Source organism: Pseudomonas sp. NPDC089918 (assembly GCF_050280605.1).
Lineage (GTDB): Bacteria > Pseudomonadota > Gammaproteobacteria > Pseudomonadales > Pseudomonadaceae > Aquipseudomonas.
On sequence record NZ_JBNNVP010000016.1, the window covers coordinates 1 to 24,132 of the forward strand.

18 protein-coding genes and 1 pseudogene are annotated in these 24,132 nt (G+C 58.9%); 17 read left to right on the forward strand and 2 right to left on the reverse strand.

What is annotated here, in order from left to right:
* A partial coding sequence (gene aceE / locus ACQKPC_RS13500) for a pyruvate dehydrogenase (acetyl-transferring), homodimeric type (RefSeq protein WP_427625061.1) occupies positions 1–1,870 on the reverse strand: 1,870 nt, incomplete at its 3' end.
* A 384-nt stretch (positions 1,871–2,254) separates the two neighbouring features.
* On the opposite strand from aceE, the gene glnE reads away from it, so the two are divergent.
* From glnE to ACQKPC_RS13565, 13 genes and pseudogenes are all read left to right on the forward strand, one after another.
* Positions 2,255–5,194: a bifunctional [glutamate--ammonia ligase]-adenylyl-L-tyrosine phosphorylase/[glutamate--ammonia-ligase] adenylyltransferase gene (glnE, locus tag ACQKPC_RS13505; RefSeq protein WP_427625063.1), complete on the forward strand. Its 2,940-nt coding sequence runs from the start codon at positions 2,255–2,257 to the stop codon at positions 5,192–5,194.
* Between the two features lie 295 nt (positions 5,195–5,489).
* On the forward strand, positions 5,490–6,524 hold the full coding sequence (gene waaF, locus ACQKPC_RS13510; RefSeq protein WP_427625065.1) for a lipopolysaccharide heptosyltransferase II: 1,035 nt from the start codon (positions 5,490–5,492) through the stop codon (positions 6,522–6,524).
* A gap of 1 nt (position 6,525) precedes the next feature.
* Positions 6,526–7,587, forward strand: coding sequence for a lipopolysaccharide heptosyltransferase I (gene waaC / locus ACQKPC_RS13515; RefSeq protein ID WP_427625067.1), 1,062 nt, complete (start codon positions 6,526–6,528; stop codon positions 7,585–7,587).
* Positions 7,587–8,708 carry a glycosyltransferase family 4 protein gene (locus ACQKPC_RS13520; RefSeq protein ID WP_427625069.1) on the forward strand — a complete coding sequence of 374 codons (1,122 nt, stop codon included), beginning with the start codon at positions 7,587–7,589 and terminating at the stop codon, positions 8,706–8,708. Before waaC ends, ACQKPC_RS13520 begins: the two co-directional genes overlap by 1 nt.
* On the forward strand, positions 8,708–9,514 hold the full coding sequence (rfaP, locus tag ACQKPC_RS13525) for a lipopolysaccharide core heptose(I) kinase RfaP (RefSeq protein WP_007902532.1): 807 nt from the start codon (positions 8,708–8,710) through the stop codon (positions 9,512–9,514). The genes ACQKPC_RS13520 and rfaP overlap by 1 nt, the downstream gene beginning before the upstream one ends.
* Positions 9,514–10,248 (forward strand): lipopolysaccharide kinase InaA family protein, encoded by a 735-nt coding sequence (locus ACQKPC_RS13530; protein ID WP_008074633.1) that lies wholly within the window; start codon positions 9,514–9,516, stop codon positions 10,246–10,248. The genes rfaP and ACQKPC_RS13530 overlap by 1 nt, the downstream gene beginning before the upstream one ends.
* Entirely contained in the window at positions 10,245–10,997 is a 753-nt protein-coding gene (locus ACQKPC_RS13535; protein ID WP_008074634.1) for a lipopolysaccharide kinase InaA family protein, read from the forward strand. Before ACQKPC_RS13530 ends, ACQKPC_RS13535 begins: the two co-directional genes overlap by 4 nt.
* Positions 10,997–12,448: a lipopolysaccharide kinase InaA family protein gene (locus ACQKPC_RS13540; RefSeq protein WP_427625072.1), complete on the forward strand. Its 1,452-nt coding sequence runs from the start codon at positions 10,997–10,999 to the stop codon at positions 12,446–12,448. The genes ACQKPC_RS13535 and ACQKPC_RS13540 overlap by 1 nt, the downstream gene beginning before the upstream one ends.
* A gap of 168 nt (positions 12,449–12,616) precedes the next feature.
* Positions 12,617–12,952 (forward strand): YceK/YidQ family lipoprotein, encoded by a 336-nt coding sequence (locus ACQKPC_RS13545; protein ID WP_427625154.1) that lies wholly within the window; start codon positions 12,617–12,619, stop codon positions 12,950–12,952.
* 82 nt (positions 12,953–13,034) lie between these two features.
* Entirely contained in the window at positions 13,035–13,886 is an 852-nt protein-coding gene (locus tag ACQKPC_RS13550; protein ID WP_427625156.1) for a DUF3800 domain-containing protein, read from the forward strand.
* A 248-nt stretch (positions 13,887–14,134) separates the two neighbouring features.
* Positions 14,135–15,889: pseudogene (locus tag ACQKPC_RS13555) on the forward strand (carbamoyltransferase family protein).
* Positions 15,876–16,787, forward strand: a complete 912-nt coding sequence (locus tag ACQKPC_RS13560) for a glycosyltransferase family 2 protein (RefSeq protein WP_427625074.1) — start codon at positions 15,876–15,878, stop codon at positions 16,785–16,787. The pseudogene ACQKPC_RS13555 and the gene ACQKPC_RS13560 overlap by 14 nt, the downstream one beginning before the upstream one ends.
* 65 nt (positions 16,788–16,852) lie before the next feature.
* Positions 16,853–18,070, forward strand: a complete 1,218-nt coding sequence (locus tag ACQKPC_RS13565) for a capsule biosynthesis protein (RefSeq protein ID WP_427625076.1) — start codon at positions 16,853–16,855, stop codon at positions 18,068–18,070.
* A gap of 18 nt (positions 18,071–18,088) precedes the next feature.
* Here the strand turns inward: ACQKPC_RS13565 and ACQKPC_RS13570 are convergent, their stop codons facing one another.
* Positions 18,089–18,721 carry a toluene tolerance protein gene (locus ACQKPC_RS13570; RefSeq protein WP_427625078.1) on the reverse strand — a complete coding sequence of 211 codons (633 nt, stop codon included), beginning with the start codon at positions 18,719–18,721 and terminating at the stop codon, positions 18,089–18,091.
* A 282-nt stretch (positions 18,722–19,003) separates the two neighbouring features.
* On the opposite strand from ACQKPC_RS13570, the gene ACQKPC_RS13575 reads away from it, so the two are divergent.
* The 4 genes from ACQKPC_RS13575 (at position 19,004) to ACQKPC_RS13590 (ending at position 24,121) form a co-directional block, all read left to right on the forward strand.
* On the forward strand, positions 19,004–20,116 hold the full coding sequence (locus tag ACQKPC_RS13575; protein WP_427625080.1) for a capsular biosynthesis protein: 1,113 nt from the start codon (positions 19,004–19,006) through the stop codon (positions 20,114–20,116).
* Positions 20,117–20,121: 5 nt separating this feature from the next.
* Positions 20,122–21,333, forward strand: a complete 1,212-nt coding sequence (locus ACQKPC_RS13580) for an O-antigen ligase family protein (RefSeq protein ID WP_427625082.1) — start codon at positions 20,122–20,124, stop codon at positions 21,331–21,333.
* Between the two features lie 101 nt (positions 21,334–21,434).
* Positions 21,435–23,225 carry a lipid A export permease/ATP-binding protein MsbA gene (gene msbA / locus ACQKPC_RS13585; protein WP_427625084.1) on the forward strand — a complete coding sequence of 597 codons (1,791 nt, stop codon included), beginning with the start codon at positions 21,435–21,437 and terminating at the stop codon, positions 23,223–23,225.
* Positions 23,225–24,121, forward strand: coding sequence for a GNAT family N-acetyltransferase (locus ACQKPC_RS13590; protein WP_427625158.1), 897 nt, complete (start codon positions 23,225–23,227; stop codon positions 24,119–24,121). The genes msbA and ACQKPC_RS13590 overlap by 1 nt, the downstream gene beginning before the upstream one ends.
* Positions 24,122–24,132 lie beyond the last annotated feature (11 nt).

The window sequence follows — 24,132 nt, forward strand, 5'->3', positions numbered from 1 at the left end:
GAAGTCGAGCGCGTCGCGCAGATCCTCGCGCGTCGTCGCAAAAACAACCCGCTGCCCAGGCCAGGTCGCCGATACGCTGGAAGCCGAACATCGAGTAGAAGATGTAGAACGGCAGCATTGGCTGGTTGTGGCTGGAGTACGAAGTACCGGCAGCGATGAAGGAGCTCATGGCGCCCGCTTCGTTGATGCCTTCTTCGAGGATCTGACCTTTCTGGTCTTCCTTGTAGAACATCACCTGGTCTTTATCGACTGGCTCGTAGAGCTGGCCGACGGACGAGTAGATGCCCAACTGACGGAACATGCCTTCCATACCGAAGGTACGGGCTTCGTCCGGGATGATCGGTACGATGCGCGGACCGATTTCCTTGTCCTTGACCAGTTGCGCGAGGATCCGCACGAAGGCCATGGTGGTGGAAATTTCACGGTCGCCCGAGCCGTCCAGGATCGCCTTGAGGGTGTCCAGTGGCGGGGTTGGAATGTTGAAGCTCTTGGCGCGACGCTGAGGCACGAAACCGCCCAGTGCGGTACGGCGCTCGCTCAGGTAGCGGGCTTCGGCGCTGCCTTCTTCCGGTTTGAAGAACGGCAGGTTTTCGAGTTCGTCGTCTTTGACCGGGATATCGAAACGATCGCGGAACAACTTCAGGCTGTCGACATCGACTTTCTTGGTGTTGTGCGCAGTGTTTTTCGCTTCGCCGGCACCGGTGCCATAACCCTTGATGGTTTTGGCCAGGATGACGGTCGGTTGTTCTTTGTGGTTGACCGCTTCGTGGTACGCCGCGTAGACCTTGTACGGGTCGTGGCCGCCACGGTTGAGCTTCCAGATCTCGTCGTCGGACAAGTCTGCAACCATCGCCTTGAGTTCTGGCGTGTTGAAGAAGTGTTCACGCACGAACGCGCCGTCTTTGGCTTTGTAGTTCTGGTACTCGCCGTCGATGACTTCGTCCATGCGGCGTTGCAGGATACCGTCGACGTCTTTGGCCAGCAGTGGGTCCCAGAAACGGCCCCAGATGACTTTGGTCACGTTCCACTGAGCACCGCGGAACACGCCTTCGAGTTCCTGGATGATCTTGCCGTTGCCGCGAACCGGGCCGTCGAGGCGCTGCAGGTTGCAGTTGATGACGAAGATCAGGTTGTCCAGCTTCTCGCGGCCGGCCAGGGAGATCGCGCCCAGGGATTCCGGCTCGTCGCACTCGCCGTCGCCCAGGAAGCACCAGACTTTCTGTTTGCCCGGCTGGATGAAGCCACGGTGTTCCAGGTACTTCATGAAGCGAGCCTGGTAGATCGCCTGGATCGGACCCAGACCCATGGATACGGTCGGGAACTGCCAGAAGTCAGGCATCAGCCAAGGGTGCGGGTAGGACGACAGGCCCTGACCGTCCACTTCCTGGCGGAAGTTGTTCATCTGGTCTTCGGTGATGCGGCCTTCCATGAATGCACGGGCGTAGACGCCTGGCGAGGTGTGGCCCTGGAAGTAGATCAGGTCGCCGCCGTGTTCGTCGCTCGGAGCCTGGAAGAAGTAGTTGAAGCCGATGTCATACAGGGTCGCACTGGAGGCGAAGCTGGAGATGTGACCACCCAGGTCAGAATCTTTCAGGTTCGTACGCATTACCATGGCCATCGCGTTCCAGCGTACCAACGAGCGAATGCGGCGTTCCATGAACAGGTCGCCAGGCATGCGTGCTTCGTGGGTAACGGGGATCGTGTTGCGGTATGGCGTAGTGATGGCGTAAGGGAGCTGCGAGCCGCTACGGGTCGCGAGTTCGCCCATACGGGTCATCAGATAGTGAGCACGGTCTTCGCCTTCTTTGTCGAGAACCGATTCCAGGGCGTCCAGCCATTCCTGGGTTTCGACGGGATCGAGGTCTTGCATGGCTTGCTCCAGGGCGGAAAGGCTTCCAGAATCGGTTGCCTGAGTTTGCGACTGGCCTTGTGGGCAGACGATATAAATTCTTGGATTGCCGAGAGGTATGTTCCGGCGGCGTGTAGTTTTACTACAAATCATCGGGCATTTCAGCCTTTCGAATGTATAGACGAGTAGTAAAACTACAGAAGATCGGCTTGTGGCCTCCGGCTGCGTTGTGAGAATAATCGTTAAGGTTGGTCTTTTGCCAACCAAAAAAGGTGAAGGCTTGATGATCGCTGCCAAAAATAAACAAATTTCAGCTATTTCTAACCTTTGTTCGACAGTCGGTCAGGTAGCGCATTTTCACGAATCACTACATGCAGCCCTTCACACGCCGATCAAGGATAGACCATGAGCCTCCCTTCGCTTGCCGAACTGCCCGGCGTACTCCTGCCCTTTGTCACCCGTGCCGAGCAGTCGTTCCGTACGGCCGTCGCGGCGCTTGCCGATGATCATGGCCTGTCTGCCTGGACGCCTGAGCGCTGGGCGCAATTTGCCCGCGTCACCGCGGCCAGCGACTTTGTCATTGAACAGAGTGTGCGTGACCCTTTGATGTTGCTGGAACTGGTGCAGTCCGGCGAACTGGACCGCGTCTTTGCGCCGGGCGAGTTGTGCGCACAGATTGCGACGGCGGTGAGCGCAGCCGAAACCGACGACCAACTTGGCCGCGCCCTGCGTCGCCAACGCACCCGCCAGCAAGTGCGGATCATCTGGCGCGACCTGACTCGCCAGGCCGATTTGATCCAGAGCTGCCGCGACCTCTCGGACATGGCCGATGCCGGCATCGATCAGGCCTATCAGTGGTTGTATCAGCGCCATTGCCAGCAATTCGGCACGCCTACCGGGCGACGTAGCGGTGAGCCGCAACAGATGGTCATCCTCGGCATGGGCAAGCTCGGCGCCGTGGAGCTGAATCTGTCGTCGGACATCGACCTGATCTTCGCCTACCCCGAGGGCGGCGAAACCGTCGGTGTGAAGCGGTCGCTGGATAACCAGGAATTTTTCATTCGCCTCGGTCAGCGTCTGATCAAGGCCCTGGACCCGATGACCGTCGACGGTTTCGTGTTCCGCGTCGACATGCGCTTGCGGCCTTACGGTTCGTCCGGCGCGCTGGTGCTGAGCTTCAATGCACTGGAGCAGTATTACCAGGATCAGGGCCGCGACTGGGAACGCTACGCGATGATCAAATCGCGCGTGGTGGCCGGCGATCAAGTGGCGGGGGCGCAATTGCAAGAAATGCTGCGCCCGTTCGTTTACCGGCGTTACCTGGACTTCTCGGCCATCGAAGCGCTGCGCACCATGAAGCAGCTGATCCAGCAGGAAGTCCGGCGCAAGGGTATGGCCGACAATATCAAGCTGGGTTCCGGCGGCATTCGTGAAGTCGAATTTATCGCCCAGGCCTTCCAGCTGATTCACGGTGGCCGCGACCTGAGCCTGCAGCAGCGTCCTCTATTAAAAGTACTGAGCACCCTCGAAGGTCAGGGTTACCTGCCGGCGGCGGTGGTCAGCGAATTGCGCGAAGCCTACGAATTTCTGCGTTACACCGAACACGCGATCCAGGCGATTGCCGACCGCCAGACCCAGATGCTGCCGGATGGCGAACAGGATCAGGCGCGCATTGCCTTTATGCTCGGGTTTGCCAACTGGACGGCGTTCCACGAGCAGCTGATGTACTGGCGTGGCCGGGTGGCCTGGCACTTTGCTCAGGTGATTGCCGATCCCGATGAAGAGGACGGTGCCGAGAGCGAAGTGGTGGTCGGCGGGGAATGGCTGCCGCTGTGGGAGGAGGCGCAGGACGAGGAGGCCGCGTGCCGTCAGTTGGAAGAGGGTGGTTTCGCCGACGCCTCCAAGGCGCTGAAAGCCTTGGCCAGTCTGCGTGGCAGCCCGCAATTGCGCGCCATGCAGCGCCTGGGGCGTGAACGCCTCGATGCTTTTATTCCGCGCTTGCTGGCTCAGGCTGTGGAACATGCCAATCCCGATCTGGTGCTGGAGCGGGTGCTGCCGCTGGTGGAAGCTGTCGCACGTCGTTCCGCCTATCTGGTGTTGTTGACCGAGAACCCCGGGGCCCTGCGCCGCCTGCTGACGCTGTGCGCCGCGAGCCCATGGATTGCCGAGCAGATCACGCGCTTTCCGCTGCTGCTCGACGAATTGCTCAACGAAGGCCGGTTGTTCAAGCCGCCGCTGGCGCCGGAATTGGCCGCTGAATTGCGCGAGCGTCTGACGCGGATTCCCGAAGATGATCTCGAACAACAAATGGAAGCCCTGCGGCATTTCAAACTGGCGCACCGCTTGCGCGTCGCCGCCTCGGAAATCGCCGGCAGCCTGCCTTTGATGAAGGTCAGTGATTATCTGACCTGGCTCGCCGAAGCGATCCTCGAACAAGTGCTGGCCCTGGCCTGGCGCCAGACCGTGGCCAAGTACGGCTCACCACTGCGCACCGACGGCAGCTTGTGCGACCCTGGTTTCATCATTGTCGGTTATGGGAAAGTCGGCGGTCTGGAGCTGGGGCATAGTTCGGACCTGGATCTGGTGTTCATCCACGACGGTGATCCGCAGGCGGAAACCGACGGGGCGAAGCCTATCGACGGCGCACAGTTTTTTACCCGGCTCGGGCAGCGCATCATTCATTTGCTGACGGCGCAGACCAACTCCGGCCAGCTGTATGAAGTGGACATGCGCCTGCGGCCGTCCGGTGCGTCTGGTTTGCTGGTGAGTTCCCTGGGGGCGTTTGCCCGGTATCAGGAAAACGAAGCGTGGACCTGGGAGCACCAGGCGCTGGTGCGGGCGCGGGTGCTGGTGGGCAGTCAGGATGTCGGCCAGGCCTTCGAGAAGGTTCGCGCCGCAGTATTGGCCAAGCCGCGGGACCTGCCGACCTTGCGCCAGGAGGTAAGCGAAATGCGCGCCAAGATGCGCGATAATCTGGGCAGCAAGAGCACTGCAGCGGGCACCGCGGCAAATGCCTTCGAGGCCACGGCGCCGTTCGATCTCAAGCAGGACGCCGGAGGTATCGTCGATATTGAATTTATGGTGCAATACGCGGCTCTGGCATGGTCTGAAGCGCATCCGTCATTGCTGCGCTATACCGACAATATCCGCATTCTGGAAGGGTTGGAGGAGGTCGGGCTGATGCCCGCCGAAGACGCCAGCCTGTTGCGTGAAGCCTATAAGGCCTTCCGCTCCGCCGCTCACCGGGAGGCCTTGCAGAAGGACGCCGGTGTAATACCGGGCGACCAGTTCGTGGATGAACGACGGCAGGTAATGCGGATCTGGCGCGAACTGGGGTTAAGCTGAAACGGGATATTTGCAACACCTGATACCCCTGTGGGAGCGAGCCTGCTCGCGATGAGGCCGTCACATTCAACATGTATGCTGACTGTCAGGCCGCGATCGCGAGCAGGCTCGCTCCCACACTGGATCTGCGGCGTTTGATAGATTGAGGAGTTAAGCTGCACCGCACTGGATGTGCACAAAATTGATCCGACGAGCACCAATCGGCTCGTCCAAATGACCTGACGGTTCACCCCGAAGGTGCTGGATTCTCGAGGCGGGGAGGCGTATGCCTCCCCGGCTCGTTTTTGGAAACCACATGAAAATTCTGATCGTTGGGCCCAGTTGGGTCGGTGACATGGTGATGGCGCAGACACTTTTTCAGTGTCTCAAGCAGCGCCACCCGCAGTGCGAAATCGACGTGCTGGCCCCCGAGTGGAGCCGGCCGATTCTCGAGCGCATGCCCGAAGTGCGCCAGGCCTTGAGCTTCCCGCTCGGCCACGGCGTGCTGGAGCTGGCGACGCGTCGGCGCATCGGTAAATCCCTGGCCGGCCAGTACGACCAGGCCATCCTGCTGCCCAATTCCTTGAAGTCGGCGCTGGTGCCATTTTTCGCCGGTATCCCGAAACGCACCGGCTGGCGTGGCGAATTCCGCTACGGTCTGCTCAATGACGTGCGCACGCTCGACAAAGAACGTTACCCGCTGATGATCGAACGCTTCATGGCCCTGGCCATTGAGCCCGGCGTCGAGTTGCCGAAGCCGTATCCACGGCCGAGCCTGCAGATCGACCCGGTGACCCGCGACGGCGCGCTGGCCAAGTTCGGTCTGGCCCTCGACCGTCCGGTGTTGGCGCTGTGTCCCGGTGCCGAGTTCGGCGAGTCCAAGCGCTGGCCGTCCGAGCACTACGCCAAGGTCGCCGAAGCGAAGATCCGTGAAGGCTGGCAGGTCTGGCTGTTCGGCTCGAAAAACGATCATGCGGTGGGCGAAGACATTCGTGCGCGGCTGATTCCCGGTCTGCGTGAAGAGTCGGTGAACCTCAGTGGCGACACGTCCCTGGCCGAGGCCATCGATCTGCTGTCTTGCGCCGATGCGGTGGTCTCCAACGACTCCGGCCTGATGCACGTGGCTGCCTCGTTGAACCGCCCGTTGGTGGCGGTGTACGGCTCGACGTCGCCGGGTTTCACACCACCGTTGGCCGAGCACGTCGAGATCGTGCGCCTGGGCATCGAATGCAGTCCGTGCTTCGATCGCACCTGCCGTTTCGGTCATTACAATTGCTTGCGCCAACTCATGCCCAAAGCGGTGAGCGAAGCCTTGCAGCGGTTGCTGGGCACTGTGGTCGAGGTCAAATAGTTTGCGGGTACTGTTGATCAAGACTTCTTCGCTGGGCGATGTGATTCACGCGTTGCCAGCGTTGACCGACGCGGCGCGGGCGATCCCCGGCATCACGTTCGACTGGGTGGTGGAAGAAGGCTTCGCCGAGATTCCGACCTGGCACCCGGCCGTGGGGAAGGTGATTCCGGTGGCGATCCGTCGCTGGCGCAAGAACATCTGGCAGACCATCAAGAGTGGCGAGTGGAAGCGCTTCAAGCAAAGCATTCGCGCGACCAAATATGACTTGGTGATCGATGCCCAGGGCTTGCTGAAAAGCGCGTTGCTGACTCGCTACGCCAAAGCACCAGTGGCCGGGCTGGACAAAAACTCGGCCCGCGAACCCATCGCTGCGCACTTCTATTCCCGACGTCTGGCCGTGGCCCGTGGGCAGCACGCGGTAGAGCGAGTGCGCCAGTTGTTCGCGGTCGCACTGGGTTACGACCTGCCTAAGGGGCTGGGCGACTATGGCCTGAACGTCGAACGACTGGTGGAATTGCCGCGCAAGAATCCGTACGTGGTGTTTCTCCATGGCACCACTTGGGACACCAAGCACTGGCCCGAAGCCTATTGGCGCGAGTTGGCCGAGCGTGTGGGTTACCTTGGCGTAGCGGTCAAGCTGCCGTGGGGTAATCCGGTCGAAAAGGCCCGCGCCGAGCGCATCGCCAAAGATATGAGACATGTCGAGGTGCTGCCCAAACTGAACCTGGCGGGTGTCGGCAAAGTCCTGGCCGGAGCGCAAGCCTGCGTAGCGGTGGACACCGGTCTCGGTCACCTGGCTGCGGCGCTGGACGTGCCGACCCTGTCGCTGTTCGGCCCGACCAACCCGGGCCTGACCGGCGCGTACGGCAAGTCGCAGATTCACATGGCCAGCGACTTCCCCTGCGCACCGTGCCTGCAAAAGAAATGCACCTATCAACCGACGGCCGACGATGCCCGTCGGTTCGACCTGAAACGCGAGTGGCCCCTGTGCTTCACGCGTCTGAATCCCGAGCGTGTCGCGAGCCGACTGAGCACGTTGTTACTGGCTGAGGAGCTGCGCTGATGCAATTGGCATTTGTCCTGTACAAGTACTTTCCCTTTGGCGGTTTGCAGCGCGACTTCATGCGCATCGCCCTGGAGTGTCAGCAACGCGGTCATCAGATTCGTGTCTATACGCTGATCTGGGAAGGCGACGTTCCGCCGGGTTTCGAAGTACTGGTGGCACCGGTCAAGGCGTTCTTCAATCATCGGCGCAACGAGAAGCTCACTGAGTGGATGGAGGCCGATCTGGCCAAGCGTCCGGTGGACCGCCTGATCGGTTTCAACAAGATGCCGGGCCTGGACGTTTACTACGCTGCCGACGGCTGCTTCGAAGACAAGGCGCAAACCCTGCGCAACTCGCTGTACCGTCGTTGGGGCCGCTACCGGCACTTCGCCGAGTACGAGCGCGCGGTGTTCGCCAAGGACGCCAAAACCGAAGTGCTGATGATTTCCGAAGTCCAGCAGCCGCTGTTCATCAAGCATTACGAGACGCCGCTTGCGCGCTTCCATTTGCTGCCGCCGGGTATTGCTCTGGACCGTCGCGCACCGACCAATGCCGCCGAGATCCGTGCCGGGTTTCGTCGCGAGTTCAATCTGAAAGATGATGAATTGCTGCTGGTGCAGATCGGCTCCGGGTTCAAGACCAAGGGCGTGGACCGCAGCCTCAAGGCGCTGGCCGCGCTGCCCGCCGAGCTGAAAAAACGCACCCGGCTGTTTGTAATTGGCCAGGACGACCCCAAAGTATTCCAGTTGCAGAGCGCCACATTGGGGCTCGGCGACAACGTGCAGTTCCTCAAGGGCCGCAGCGATATCCCGCGTTTCCTGCTCGGTGCCGATCTGTTGATCCACCCGGCGTACAACGAAAACACCGGGACGGTGCTGCTTGAAGCGGTGGTGGCCGGCTTGCCGGTGCTGGTGAGCGCAGTGTGCGGCTATGCCCATTACATCGCCGAGGCCGATGCAGGCCTGGTGCTGGACGAGCCCTTCGATCAGGCGCAACTGACGCAATACCTGACCGGCATGTTGAATGACGCAAATGCACGGGCGGCCTGGAGCCGCAACGGTCTGGCTTTCGCCGAGACGGCCGACCTCTACAGCATGCCGCAGCACGCGGCCGATGTGATTCTGGCGGAGCACGCTTAATGAAGTTGATGCTGGCTGAACCGTTCAAGAGCCTCTGGGCCGGGCGCGATCCGTTCGCCGAAGTCGAGGGCCTCAAGGGCGAGGTATACCGCGAGCTTGAAGCGCGCCGGACACTGCGCACTGAAGTGGACGGTCACGGGTTCTTCGTGAAAATCCACCGTGGCATCGGCTGGGGCGAGATTTTCAAAAACCTGCTGACCGCCAAACTGCCAGTGCTTGGCGCGGGCCAGGAGTGGAAGGCCATTCAGCGCCTGCAAGAAGTCGGCGTGCCGACCATGACCGCTGTCGCTTACGGCGAAAAGGGCAGCAACCCGGCGGACCAGCATTCGTTCATCGTCACGCAAGAGCTGGCGCCCACCGTCAGCCTCGAAGATTTCAGCATCGACTGGGTCAAGCAACCGCCCGAGCCAAAACTCAAGCGCGCCTTGATCGCCGAGGTCGCGCGAATGACCGGCATGATGCACCGCGCCGGGGTTAACCACCGCGACTGCTACATCTGTCACTTCCTGCTGCACACCGATAAACCAGTGACAGCCGACGATTTCAAGCTGTCGGTGATCGATCTGCACCGTGCTCAGACGCGTCCGACGATTACCCAACGCTGGCGTAACAAGGACCTGGCGGCGCTGTATTTTTCGGCGCTCGACATTGGCCTGACCCGTCGCGACAAACTGCGTTTCCTCAAGGGGTACTTCCAACAGCCCCTGCGCCAGATTCTGGCTGAAGAAGCGGGACTGTTGGCATGGCTCGAAGGCAAGGCCAACAAGCTCTATGAGCGTAAGCAGCGATACGGGGATGCGCTCTGATGTCGGGTTGGACACTGGAACCTGCTTACAGCGATCTGGCAGAAGACTTCGGCAGTCTTGACGCGGTGTTCGCGCTCGAAGGCGAGCGACTGACCCGCGATCCACTGTCCGAGGTCATTCGCGTCCAGCGCAATGGCGTCAATTATTACGTCAAGCGCTACACAGGCGCAGGTAAAGGCCTGCGCCGTTATCTGGGCAAGCCGCGGGTGAAAGCCGAATGGCAGAACCTCAAGCGTTTCGCCAAATGGGGCATTCCCACCGCCGAAGTAGTGGCCTGGGGGCTGGAACGGCGCGGCGCGGCATACGATCGTGGGGCGATGATCACGCGCGAGCTGCCCAATACCGAAGACTTGTCGGCCCTGGCAGGTCGGCATGATCCGAAACTGGCGGACCGCGCCTGGGTCGACAACATCAGTCGGCAGCTGGCGGGCTATACCCGGACCATGCACCATCATCGTTTTACCCACAATGATTTGAAATGGCGCAACCTGCTGATCGACGATGAGGCGCGGCTGTTTCTGATCGACTGCCCCAACGGTGATTTCTGGCGCGGCTTCTGGCTCAAGTACCGGATCACCAAGGACCTGGCGTGTCTGGACAAAGTGGCCAAATATCATCTGTCGGCCACCCAGCGCCTGCGCTTCTATCTGCAATACCGCCAAAGCACCCGGCTCGATGCCGCCGACAAGAAACGGATTCGGCACGTGGTGAGATTTTTCGAGGGACGCGAATGACTGATTTTCTGGCTGCTGAAGACCGTGCGCTGCTTGAGCGTCATGGCCTCGGCACCTTCGACGCACTCTGGGCCAAACAGCTCGAGGCGGTGGATGAACCCAATACCGTCGGTGGTGGCTGGAGCAGTGTATTTCGGCTAGAGCTGGAAGGTCATGGTTACTACCTCAAGCGCCAGTGCAACTACCTGACACGTACATTGCATTCTCCCTTTGGCGAGCCGAGTTTTGCCCGTGAGTTTCGCACCATCAGGCGTTATCAGAAACTGGGCATTCCGGCGTTGCAGGCGGCGTTCTTCGGTGAGCGCAAAGTCGGCGGCGAAGTCCGGGCGATTCTGCTGACCCGTGCGCTGGACGGTTGGGATGATCTGGATTCACTGTTGCAGCGCTGGTCCGACCTGAGCGCGGCGCAGCACACGGCAATTCTGAAAGCCTGTGGGCAACTGGCGCGACGCCTGCATGAGGAGCGTCAACTGCACGGGTGCTTCTATCCCAAGCATATTTTTCTCCAGGCCACCGGTGACGGTTACCAGGCTCAGTTGATCGACCTGGAAAAAACCCGGCCATTGCTGTTTGGCCAACGTGATCGGGTCAAGGACCTGGAGCCGTTGCTGCGTCGGGCGTCGGAATGGAGCGAAAGTCAGCTGCGCGAGTTGTTGGCGGCTTATCTGGATCAGCCCTTGAACAGTTCGCTGGTGGACAGTTGGGTATCGCGCCTGAGTGCGCGGCGCAGTCACAAGGAGACGCGTTGATGCGTTTGTCCGAACTGAAACATGCGGGCCGCAGTCCAGGCCTGCCTCTAAGCATTCCACTGGCCGATGCCGCAGGGGCTGCAGAGTTGCAACTGCTGAGCCTGCTGCGGGTGTTGCCAGGGCAGCGTTATGTGGGCGCCGGCGTCTGGCGCGGCCGGCCGGTGCTGGCCAAATTGCTGGTTGGCGGTAAAGCGGCGCGGCATTTTCAGCGTGAGCTGGACGGCGTGCGTTTGCTCGCGGCTCAGGGGCTGACCACGCCGTTGTTATTGGCTGATGGCCTGAAGGACGGCGAGGGCGGCTGGCTGTTGTTCGATTTCCTTGAGGGCGCTGAGAGCCTGGGAGACGCCTGGAAACAGGTCGAACACTTGCCAGTGCTGGCGGATGAACAATCAGCTGTGCTGGCCGAGGCGTTGGGTGCGATCGCGCATCTGCACAGCAAAGGCCTGTGGCAGGAAGATCTGCATCTGGACAACTTGCTGCGCCATGGCGGTCAGTTGTATTTGATCGATGGTGCCGGCATCTGTGCCGAGACGGCTGGCAAGCCACTGTCGCAGCACAAAGTCCTGGAAAACCTCGGGGTGTTTTTCGCCCAGTTGCCCAAATCGCTGGAACCCTTCACCGAAGAATTGCTGGTGTATTACTTGTTGGGAAACGGCGAGCATGCCTTGCCCATGGAAGCGTTGCAGAAGCAGATCGACAAGGTCCGTCGCTGGCGTTTGAAGGATTTCCTGATCAAGGTCGGCCGCGAATGCACGTTGTTCTGCGTCCAGCGCGGGGCGTTCGGCTTGCGGGCGATTCGCCGTGAAGAAGAGGCGGCGATGTTGCCGGTGCTGGAGCAGGCTGATGCCTTGCTCGATCAAGGCCATCTGTACAAGACCGGCGGCGCCGCGAGCGTCGGCAAGGTCGAAGTGGCGGGTCGCACATTGCTGGTCAAACGCTACAACATCAAGGGCTTTGCCCATTGGCTCAAACGTTTCTGGCGCCCGAGCCGCGCCTGGCACTCATGGCGTGAAGGCAATCGCCTGGCATTCCTGGGCATCGCCACGCCCAAGCCACTGGCATTGTTGGAGAAGCGTTTTCTCTGGCTGCGCAGCCGGGCGTACCTGGTGACCGAATATTTGCCGGGGCCGGACATCATCGAGCGCTTCGCACCCTACGTGGAAAGCGGCGAAGCGCCGCAAGCCGAGCTTCAGGCCCTGGATTACCTGTTCGCGGAGCTGATTCGCGAGCGCATCAGCCATGGCGATTTCAAGGGCCATAACCTGTTCTGGCAGCAGGATCGCTGGGCGCTGATCGATCTGGATTCGATGTGTCAGCATAGCTCGGTCAGTAGCTTTGCCCCGGCGTATGCGCGGGATCGGGCGCGGTTCATGCGCAATTGGCCCGAGAGTAGTGCGTTGTATCGGGTGATTGATCAGCGATTGCCCAAAGACATTTCCAGCGCTGCTTGAGTCGGGTCTTTGACCTTGTCGCGGGCAAGCCCGCGATGGCGGCAGATCAGTCTCCCGAGATCTAGAGGACAAGTTCTTATGAACCGTCCTACATGATCTACAGACCCCGTGAACTGTGCCCTGAATAGCCACGATGCTAGTTTGCCTGACGTTCTCGGAGGGCAGATATTGACGATAAAAATGGCTATGTTGCTGAGCACTTTCTCACTGGCGCTATCCGGCTGTGGAACCGCCGTCACAGTGCTGCAGGGTGACGAGGAGGCCACCCGTGGCCTCAGAAAACAAAAAACCTACTGCCAGTCCATCCCTCGCATCTATAGCGGTCTGGCCCACAATTTTTGCCGACTGCATGCGCCGTCTGATCCCACCGGTATTCTGGTGCAGGTTGTCTTGCTGGATCTGACCTTGTCAGGTGCACTGGACACGGTTGCCTTGCCGTACACCATTTACCGGCAGGCAACCGACGGCAATATCAGGATTTACGGGCGTCCGGGTCGCGGGTAACTCTTTTGTATCCTGCGTGTGGGTGCTACACCTAGCGTACCCGGCTCGAAAAACAAAGGGTGAATAGCTCGTGTCGACCTCGATGTTGCACTCTCAACAGTTTGTTCTTTTTGAAAGCGAAAACGAAAGCGACGCTGAAACTAATGTTGAGGCGAAAAAGCTTTTACCTCCGCTCGGAAGGTACAGCGATTTCATAATCTATGTAGATGAGAGCGGCGATCATGGGATGCAAACATTAGATCCAAACTATCCAATGTTTGTTCTGGCATTTTGTGTGTTTCATAAAGGGCATTATTGCGAAAAGGTTATTCCTGCCCTTCAGAAGTTTAAATTTAATCATATGGGGCACGACCTGATCGGTCTGCATGAATTGGAAATTCGAAAAGAAAAGGGAGCATTCTCCAGTCTATTCACGTCGAGGCAACACAAACATGCCTTTCTCGACGAGTTGACGGGCATCATTGAAGCCAGCAATTTCGTTCTGATCAGTTGTGTTATCGACAAAGCTGCCCTTCGCGAAAAACAAGGTCCTGTCCACAATCCTTATCACGTCGCACTCGGCTTCTGTCTGGAAACGCTTTATGAGTACTTGCAAGAAAAGAATCAGCAGAGCGTTTTAACTCATGTGATTTTCGAGCGTCGAGGGAAGCGGGAGGATAACGAGCTTGAACTGGAGTTTCGTCGCATGTGCGATGGCGCGAATCGATTGGGCATTCAGTTGCCGTTCGATATTGTCTTTGCAACCAAGCAAGTGAATTCTACGGGGTTACAACTAGCGGATCTTGTTGCAAGACCCATTGGTATGAGCGTTTTGCGGTCTGGGCAAGAAAATCGTGCCTTTGATGTACTCAAGCGCAAGTTCTACTGCAGTGGTGGGCGTAACAATGTGGGCGAGGGTTTCGAGAACTGGGGTTTAAAGATTTTCCCTCTCTGAGAAAGCGAAAAGCCCCGGTGAAACTCACCGAGGCCACAACGCCGACCGGGATCCCCCAGTCCATTTGCGCAGGAGTCTATGTCGAGGTCCTTCATCTGTCAACGCGCCGGCTTGCCACTTCTCGCTAGAGGCTTGCCACCGCTTTTAAGCTATAATCCCGCCCTTTAGCTGTCTCTCGCCCCTTGCGAGGGCACATTAATTTTTGAGGCGCGTTGCGCCTGCATGCAGACTAAAGAGGCTAGACCCCTGTGGCATTGACGATTCTTGGCCTGTCCGGCGCCCTTAGCCATGATCCTTCCGCAGCCTTGTATATCGACGGCAAGCTGGTCGCGGCAGCTGAAGAAGAGCGCTTCGTGCGCGATAAACATGCAAAGAACCGCATGCCTTACGAATCGGCGAAGTTCTGCCTCGAACAAGCGGGCATCAAGCCGTCCGACGTTGACGTGGTAGCGATTCCGTTCGCGCCGATCAGCCTGTTCGGCAAGGCTCGCTGGCACTACGCCAAGCGTTACTGGTACGCCCCGGACCGCGCCCTCGACGCGATCCTGATGGGCAACCGTCGCTACTAGCGCTATCGCAACAAGATTGTCTGGTGCCTCGAGCAACTGGGCTTCGATCCGAAGAAAATCAAGATCGAGCCGGTCGAGCACCACCTTGCCCACGCCTCCAGTGCCTATCACTGCTCCGGTTTCAAAGAGAAAACCGCGATCCTCGGGATTGATGGCAAGGGTGAGTACGCCACGACTTTCTTCGGTTACGGCGAAAACGGCAAGATCCACAAGATCAAGGAATTCTTCGATCCGGACTCCCTCGGCGGCCTGTACGGCGCGATCACCGAGTTCCTCGGTTTCGAGATGCTCGACGGTGAGTTCAAGGTCATGGGCATGGCGCCGTACGGCGACGCCAGCAAATACGATTTCTCGCGTCTGGCCTCGTTCGAAAACGGCGAGTTGGTGATCAACACCGACTACGCCAACGTCATCGGCCTGCGCCGTTATAAAGAGAAGGGCAAAGGTTTCTACTTCTCGCCGAAGCTGATCGAGTGGCTGGGGCCCAAGCGCGAAGGCGACATCGCCGACGAGCCGTACATCCACTACGCCGCGAGCATGCAAGCGCTGTTCGAGAAACTGGCGCTGCAGATGATCGACCACTACCTGGGCGATGTACTCAAGGAAACCGGAAAGCTGGCCTTCGCCGGCGGCTGTGCGTTGAACGTCAAGCTGAACCAGAAAATCATTGCCCGCGACGACATCAAAGAGCTGTTCGTTCAGCCTGCCTCCGGTGATGCCGGTACCGCGGTGGGTGCTGCGGCTTACGTGTCCCACGCCCGTGGTGTACCGGTCGAGAAGATGGAACATGTCTACCTCGGCCCGTCCTACAGCAACGAAGACGTACTCGCCGCCTGTGCCCGTCACCCGAGCAAGCCTGCATGGCGCAAGCTTGAGAACATGCCGGAAAGCATCGCCAAGATCATGGTCGACGGCAACCCGGTGGCCTGGTTCCAGGGCCGCATGGAGTTCGGTCCGCGTGCCTTGGGCGGTCGTTCGATCATCGGTTGCCCGAGCGCGACCGGTGTGGCTGACCGCATCAACCACCAGATCAAGTTCCGCGAGCGCTGGAGGCCTTTCTGCCCGTCGATGCTCGACACCGTTGCGCCGCAAATGATCAAGATCGATCACCCCGCGCCGTTCATGACCTTCACCTTCGAAGTGGCTGAAGAGTGGAAAACCCGCGTGCCGGAAGTCGTCCATGAAGACGGTACTTCTCGCGCCCAGGTGCTCAAGCGCGAATACAACCCGCGCTACTACGACATGATGAAGGCGCTGGAAGTGCTGACCGGTAACGGCGTGTCGCTGAACACCTCGCTCAACCGTCGTGGCGAGCCGATGATCTGTTCGCCGACCGATGCCTTGAACATGTTCTTCGGTTCCGACCTGCAGTACCTGATCATGGAAGACATTCTGGTGGTCAAAGAAGGCGCGGACGGGTATGCCGTTGACTGACGTGCTGATCAGTGTCGTTATTCCCGCTTATAACTACGCCAAAACCCTGCCGCGTGCGGTGAAATCGGTGCTGGCGCAGTTGGGGGATGCCCAGGCTGAGTTGCTGGTGATCGATGACGGCTCCACCGACGCGACGCCGCAAGTTCTGGAGCAGCTCCTGGCTGAACATGCGGGACGCTTTAGAGCTCTGCGCAAACCCAATGGCGGTTTGTCTTCGGTGCGTAATCGCGGGATCGAGGAGGCTCGGGGGCAATACCTGATCTTCCTCGATGCCGATGATGAGATGGCGCCTGATGCGCTGGCTGCGTTGACCCGGCATATCTCCAGCAACCCTGACAGCCGTTTGATTATTGGCGGTCACTGGTCGGTGTTCGACGACGGTCGTCGTGTCCAGCACGCAGTCAAACCCTTGCCAGCTACCCCGCGCCAGCGTGTGCGTGGCTACTTGCTGGACAAGACGGTATCGCTGTCCAACGGCGCCTGCGCGATGCATCGCGAAGTGTTCGCGCCGGGCAACTATCCTGAGCACTTGCGCAACGTTGAGGATATTCCGGTGTTTGCTCAGGTACTGGCGCGTTTCCCGTGCAGTGTGCTCGATCAGCCCCTGGCGTTGATCTACAAGCATGGCGACAGCATGCGGCATGACCTCAAGCAAAGCCTGGCGGCAGGCGTGGGGATGGTTGACGAGGTATTTTCCTCGGTGCGCATGCCTCAAGAACTGCAGGACCTGCGCCAGGCTTTCCTGGCTCAGCGCTGCCTGTCGTTGTTCCGCGATTGCTACAGTGCCGGCGATTATGTCAACGCCAAGGCTTTTTACGCCCGCGCCGTGCGCGCCGATCTGCGCTCGCTCACGCGCTGGTCCTATACCCGCAAGGCCATCCGGTTGTTGTTCAAGTGAACGTGCCGCCGTCTGAGGCAAGTGTGTTCCTGGCTGCGGGATGCTGGGCACAAAAAGCGCGTGAATTGGACCGTTACCGCTGGAAGCTGCTGCGCGAGCGTCATGGTCGCTGTGGCAGCTTGTTGCGTCTGGTTCGTGATGTGCTGGTGGATGTGGCGGTCGGGATTCGCGCCAAAGCGTGCTTGAGTGATTCGGTTGTCTCTGCGCCCTGTGAGGTGCTGTTGCTGCATTCGGCGCCAAAGTCCATGGCGTTGCAACGCAAGAATATTCTGATCGAGGGCCTGCGCAAGCGCGGGCACCACCTGACAGAGGCCGCGTTACGTTCTCCATCGGACGCCTGCGCCCAGCGCATGCTCCTGGCGCCGCCGCAGTCCGTGCCGCTGCGTTATCTGGTGTACGCCGCCCATGCCCAGTGGCTGGTGACGACGTATTCGCCCAAGGTACTGATCAACGAACGCAACGGTAGTCTTCATGCGCCGTTCCTGCGCTTGGCATTGGCTGCGCGTGGTGCCCGATTGCTGCAACTGGCCCATGCCACGACGCTGGAATCTTCACGGCGACTGGGGATGAACGATTACGACTATTACGGCGTCTTTGGCCATAGTTCGCTGGTTGCCTTGCAGGAAAGAACATTGCGATTCGGTGAGTCAACGGTGGTGCTGATCGGTTCCTACCTCGCCGATGAAACCTATGATCTGCCAGTTGCCGATCCTGCTCTCCATACGTTGTTGATTCTGGGGGTTGGTCCTGATCGGGAAAAAGAGTCGGGCTACCAGCGCACCTATCAGTTACTGCGCGACTGGGCCGAGGAGCATCCGCATTATCGCGTGCTGTTCAAGCGTCATCCGCGCAGCAAGGCGCAATTCTGGAACGATGCCGCTGCGCAGTTAACCAACATCGACTTGCTGGACAGCAAGTGTTCACTGGCGGACGCTCTGGCGCAGGCCAGCGTTGTTGTCAATATCATGTCCAATGCTGGTATCGAGGCAGGGCTGGCGGGCCGGCCGGTAATCCACGTGAATGCGGGCAGCGATGTGGATATCTTCTCTCACTCACTGTTTTTTGGGCCTCAAGTGCGCGATGAGCATGAGTTTTCCCGCCAGTTGCTAGCGCTTGAGCAGGATTATCCGGGGCATGTGGCCCAGGCCCGGCGTTTTGCCGATTACCACCTGGTATACGGTTCTCAGGGTTTGGCAAAGACCATTCAACTGGTTGATAACTTGCTGCGAGGCGCAGACCCTGCACGTGACTTCGAAACCTTCAGGCTGTCTGCCGCCGGCTGACACTGACGGCTTGAAGGGTTAAGGGGTGAGCGCCAGGCTCAATTCCCGTCCACTGCACACACGTTGGTGGTTCAGGTAATGCTCAAGGAACTGGTTGTCCTTGAGTAGCCACTCGCGATCCTGGCGATAGCGCAGCATATGCTTGAAGTTGCGCAGGCGCAGGCCTTTGCGCAGCGGCTTGCGATAGGCGCGCAGGTCGGCGATGTCAATCAGTCCCAGCGTGTTTTCAGGCGTCAATACCACATTGCCCAGGTGCGCGGAGCGAAAGTAGATGCCGTCCTCATGCAGGCGTGCAATGAACTCACCCAGTTGTGCCCGGAGAAATTCGTTGTTATCGGTGCCTAGCAACTGACGCAGGGTGCGACCGGGCAGGGGGGCGTAATGCACGGCATCGCGCTCGATGCTGGGGATGCGATAAACCTGGCGTACCGTTGGGCATTCGATATTGCGTTCGTGCAGTGCTCGGCAGTTGTCGGCGAAGCGCCGGGCGTAAGGCGCCCAAAGCGCAGAAGTCAGCAGGCGTTTGCGGCGAAACAGCTTGAGCATCGAGCCATCGGCCAGGCACAAAACTTTATCCCCTTTACCATCGGCCTCGAGAACGTCGGCGCCCTCGCGCATGTTGAGATAAGCGGTATGGTCGAGCGTTTGCATCAAGGCTCCAAGGCTTGGCCTGATGGGATGGTCAGCCGGCTATGTTACCGCAGTGCGCATGCTGCAAAAAACCGCTGTGGTACAATCGCCGCACTTTTTAAGAGGCAGTTGCCCGTTCACGGGGTTGCCTGGCGCAATACCACAGAGTGCTTGCTTCTGATTCTTGGTTTTATACTTCTATACGCGGACGGGCGAATAACAGGGTGTTGATGTCTGCGGACTTGTCGCACATGGTTATATTGCGCTTTGGCGGGTGGATGCGGCCTATTTTCTGGACACCCTATGACGACAATGCTGTTCATTTCCTTGGCCAAGCATCAAGGCCTCTATTTCAATCGGTTACTCAACGAGACCGAGCTACAAGGTAAAGTCGTTACCCCGCCACAGATGCCTTGGCCAAGGTTGTCGCAGACTTCCAGAGTGCTTTCGCGAGTCGACTGGCTGGGCCTGATCGAAGAAAAATGCGAGGAGCGACGCGTCAAGAACAAAAACGATGGTCGCTTGTATCGTCTGTTGTTACGTCTTGAGCTGATTTGGATGGCGCTGCGTGCCCAGGCTTTGCTTGATCGTGAGCGCCCCGACGCGCTGGTGTTCTGGAATGGTTCCCATCGTTACTGCCGATTGCTGACGGCCTTGGCGCTGCCGGGTTGTAAGACGTTCTTTTTCGAGAACGGCTTGTTGCCCGATACCACAACCGTTGATCCGCAGGGCGTGAACTACCTGAACGCCGTTCCGCGCGAGGCCGGTTTTTATCTCAACTATCCTTATCCGGTTCCTGAAAATCAGGCAGCGCCCGTGCTGATTCCACGCCAGCCTCGTACCAGTGGCCCGGCACCGATTGTGCTGCCGGAGCAGTTCGTCTTTATTCCGTTCCAGGACGACCGCGATAGTCAGGTTCGGCTGTTTTCTCCCTGGATCAAGAATATGCGCGAGATGTTCGCCTTGGGCGAGCGCTTGGCCAAAGAGACTGGATTGACAGTGGTCTTCAAGGAGCATCCATCCAGTCGCGAAACGTATCCTGAGTTGCATGAGCGTACTCACGAGCGTCTGTTGTTCGCCAACGGCAACGCCACTCAGCAGTTGATCGAGTCCAGCCAGTTTGTGGTCACGCTGAACTCGACGGTTGGCCTGGAAAGCCTCCTCTTGGGTAAGCCCGTGCTGACCCTGGGTCAGGCGTTTTTCAATATCGAGGGGCTGGTAATGCATGCCGATAACGCCGAGCAAGTGGTGGAACTGGCACGCGCTTTCCCGCAATGGCCACTCGATGAGCGGTTGCGGCGTAATTTTCTCCATTACCTCTCTGAACACTACTGTATCAAGGGTGGCTGGAAGAACGCCGACAAGGCCCAGTTGCAGCGGGTCGCCAATCGAATGCTGGGTAAAGCTGAATGCTGACAGGAATGAAAAAACTGATCGATAGGAATGCCCTGGCGGCGTGGGCGTCTATCGGTCTTCTCGTGCTGCTGTGCGGGGCATGGGTGCTGCCGGACAATAAGCTTTATCACCAAATGATAATTTTCCTGCTCTGGTTCCCCGCCATGTTGGCGCTGTTCCATCGGGATTTTCGGCTGATGCTCAAGCAACCGGAGTGCATCCTCTTCGCCATTTTCGTGGCTTGGACATTATTGGTGCTGATGGTTGAGGGGGGCGCTAACGTTGTCGGCAAAAGCAAGGTGACGCTCTACGTGTCCCTTGCCCTCTTAGGCGTGCTACTGGCTGCCCAGAACCGCAAGTGGCGGTTGGAATCCATGTTGTTGTACGCATCGATTATCGGCGGTTTTTTTGCCGCGGCTTCCTGGGTCTACTTTTATGAAACGTCCGCTCAGCCGTTTAGCGGCAGGCTGATTGCCATTGGCTTGTGGGACACTGCGATCATGGCCGCTCATGGGGTGGGGGCTCTGGCGATTCTTGGCGTTTTCACGCTGCAGACCAAGCGCTTCAATCCCTGGGTGATGGTGTTGCTGCTGATTCCGGCGCTGGGGTATGCGTTATTCCTGGGCTTTAGCCAAACCCGGGGTGTATGGATCGGCTTGCTGGCCTGCCTGTTCGTGATGGGCGTGGCGCGACCCTCGCGCCTGGGTAGCGGGCTAATGATTTTGACGGTTTTGGGGTTGGCGTCCATCGCTGTATTCAAGCCGGAAATCCTCATGCAGCGTGGCGTTTCTTTTCGTCCCGAGCTGTGGCGCGGTGGCGTTCAATTGATGCTGGACCACTGGATGATGGGGTTGGGATTTCATGAGTACCTGATTCCTGTCCCTGAAATCGGACAGACATTCAAACATCCCCACAATCTTTTTCTGGATATCGGTGTGCGGCTCGGTGTGCCTGGTCTACTGCTGTTCGGCTGGCTGTGGCTGGTGGTTGGCTGGCGTGGCTGGGTTTCGCGCGCGCAGCCACTGGGGCAGGTGTTGCTGGCGCTCTGGGTGTTTTCCGGGACGTCGTTGATGACCGATGGCATCGGCCTCTGGCTCAAGCCCAACGCGGACTGGTTGATCACCTGGTTACCGATTGCATTGAGTATCGTATTGGCCACTCGTGGTAGCAATCAAACCAAAACTTCCCTCTGGAGTGTTTCAGCTACTGATACTCCTGGCCCGGTAGCGAAGTGCTAAAGCGTTTTCGGCACCTCGTCCGGGCTGAGCCTATGTTGTAATTCGTTCGCTGTTACAATCCACAGGTTGTCTGTCTTTTTCAAACGTACGAGGCGTGCCGAATGGCCAATTCCGACCAGCAATCAAGCATGAAGATTTACCTGCGGTTGCTGAAATACGTGCTCCCGTACTGGGGCGCTTTCGCCCTCAGTATTGTCGGCTTCGTGCTATTCGCATCTAGCCAGCCGATGCTGGCGGATATGCTCAAACATTTTCTCGACGCCTTGCAAAAACCCAATGACACCAAGTTTCTGGGTGTCTCGCTGGTACTCGGCGTACCGTTGTTGATTGTGCTGATTGCCGTCTACCAGGGTATCGGCTCATTTCTGGGAAACTATTACCTGGCCAAGGTTGCCCGTGGCGTGGTCCACGACCTGCGTTGCGCCTTGTTCGACAACCTGTTGACCCTGCCTAACCGCTACTTCGACAACAACAACTCCGGGCACCTGATTTCCCGTATTACCTATAACGTGACAATGGTTACCGGTGCCGCCACCGATGCGATCAAAGTGGTGATCCGTGAAGGCCTGACGGTGGTGTTCCTGTTCGGTTACCTGCTGTACAGCAACTGGAAAATGACCCTGGTGTTGCTGGCGATCCTGCCGGTCATCGCGATTCTGGTGAGTAGCGCCAGCAAAAAATTTCGCAAGCAAAGCAAGAAAATCCAGGTGGCGATGGGCGATGTGACCCATGTGGCTTCGGAGACGATCCAGGGCTACCGCGTGGTTCGCAGCTTTGGCGGTGAGACTTACGAAATCGAGCGTTTCCACAAGGCCAGCGCTGACAATATGAACCGCAGCCTGGGCATGACCCGCACCCAATCGATCTACACCCCAATGCTGCAACTGGTGATTTACATCGGCATGGCCGTGTTGATGTATCTGGTGCTTTACCTTCGCGGCGATGCCTCTGCTGGCGAACTGGTTGCTTACATCACCGCTGCCGGTTTGTTGCCCAAGCCGATTCGTCAGTTGTCGGAAGTCAGCGCCACGATCCAGAAAGGGCTGGCCGGTGCGGAGAGCATTTTCGAGCAGCTCGACGAAGCTCCGGAAATCGATACGGGCACCAAGGAGATGGCGCGCGTCAGTGGTCGCCTGGAAGTGCGTAACCTGAGCTTCCAGTACCCTGGCACCGAGAAAATCGTGCTCAACGATATTTCCTTTACCGCTGAAGAGGGCCAGATGGTCGCTCTTGTGGGGCGTTCGGGTAGCGGCAAATCGACCTTGGCCAACCTGATTCCGCGTTTCTATCACCACGACAAGGGCCAGATCCTGCTCGACGGTATGGATGTCGAGGAATACAAGCTGACCAACCTGCGTCGTCACATTGCCCTGGTGACCCAGCAGGTCACCCTGTTCAACGACAGCGTCACCAACAACATTGCCTACGGCGACCTCGCCGGCGCACCGTTCGAAGATGTGCGCAAGGCAGCCGAAGATGCCTACGCCGCCGAGTTCATCGAGCAAATGCCTCAAGGCTACGACACCCTTGTGGGCGAAAACGGTGTGCTGCTTTCCGGCGGTCAGCGCCAGCGTCTGGCGATTGCCCGGGCACTGCTCAAGAATGCGCCATTGCTGATTCTCGATGAGGCTACCTCGGCCCTCGACACCGAATCCGAGCGCCACATTCAGGCGGCTCTGGAACAAGTAATGAAGGGCCGTACCACGCTGGTGATCGCTCACCGCTTGTCGACCATCGAGAAGGCTGACCTGATCCTGTTGATGGACCAGGGCCGCATCGTCGAACGCGGCACCCACGCCGAGTTGTTGGCGTTGAACGGTCACTACGCACGCCTGCACGAGAAGGACTTCGTCGAAAGCACCGACGAGGCGATGACGGAGTCCCACGTTTGATTTTGAGTTACTGGCGAGCCTGGAGAGAAAGCGGTTGGGCGCCCATCGATGCAACGGCTTATAGCCAGGCCTGGCAACAGTTCGGCGGCAGCGTGGCGACTCATCCCGAAGTGGTTGAGCGTCTGGCAGGGCTGGTAGGCATCCCGGTGCGTTATCTGGGCTGGTTCGTCGACGGTGAGTTGTGCGCCGCGATGCCGACCTGGGGCCGTCATGTGGCCTTGTCCAAGGAAGTGCTCAAGCGTGAAGGCAAACGTGGCCTGCTCGATCTTGGCAACGCCGAGATCATCCTGCCGGTTTCCGAAGACGTCCAGGTTCGTGTGCGGCATCGCGCGCGTTATGTGTCCGAACTCAATTCTCCAAACATCACCGGTCTCGCTGAGCAACCTGAAGGCCTGGCGCTGGCTCGTGAACCAGAGGACTACAGTAAGAAGTTTCGCTACAACCAGCGTCGTGACCAGCGTTTGCTTGAAGAGGCGGGTGGCATCATCCGACCGATGCTGGAGCTGAGCGCCAGCGAACAGGCCACCATCTATGCTGACCTGTTCCAGCGCCGCTGGAACTTTGAAGCACCGGGCAAGGCGCGTCTTTCTGAAGTGTTCAGCCTGTTGCGTGAGTTTATGACCGGGTCCTTGATCTACCTGAACGACGAACCGGTGGCGATCCAGATTCTGTACCGGGTCGAGGCGCCCAAGTGGGTCAGCCTGGAATACATTAACGGCGGTGTCGACCCGCAAAACCGCGAGTTCAGCCCTGGCAGTGTACTCAGTTTCGTCAACACCCAAGCCGCATGGGAGCAGGCCCGCGCCGTGGGCAAGCCGCTGCGTTACTCGTTCGGCCGCGCCGATCGCGAATACAAGGATCGCTGGTGTCACCGGGTTCCGGTCTATCAGGTTTGAGCGAGGACAGG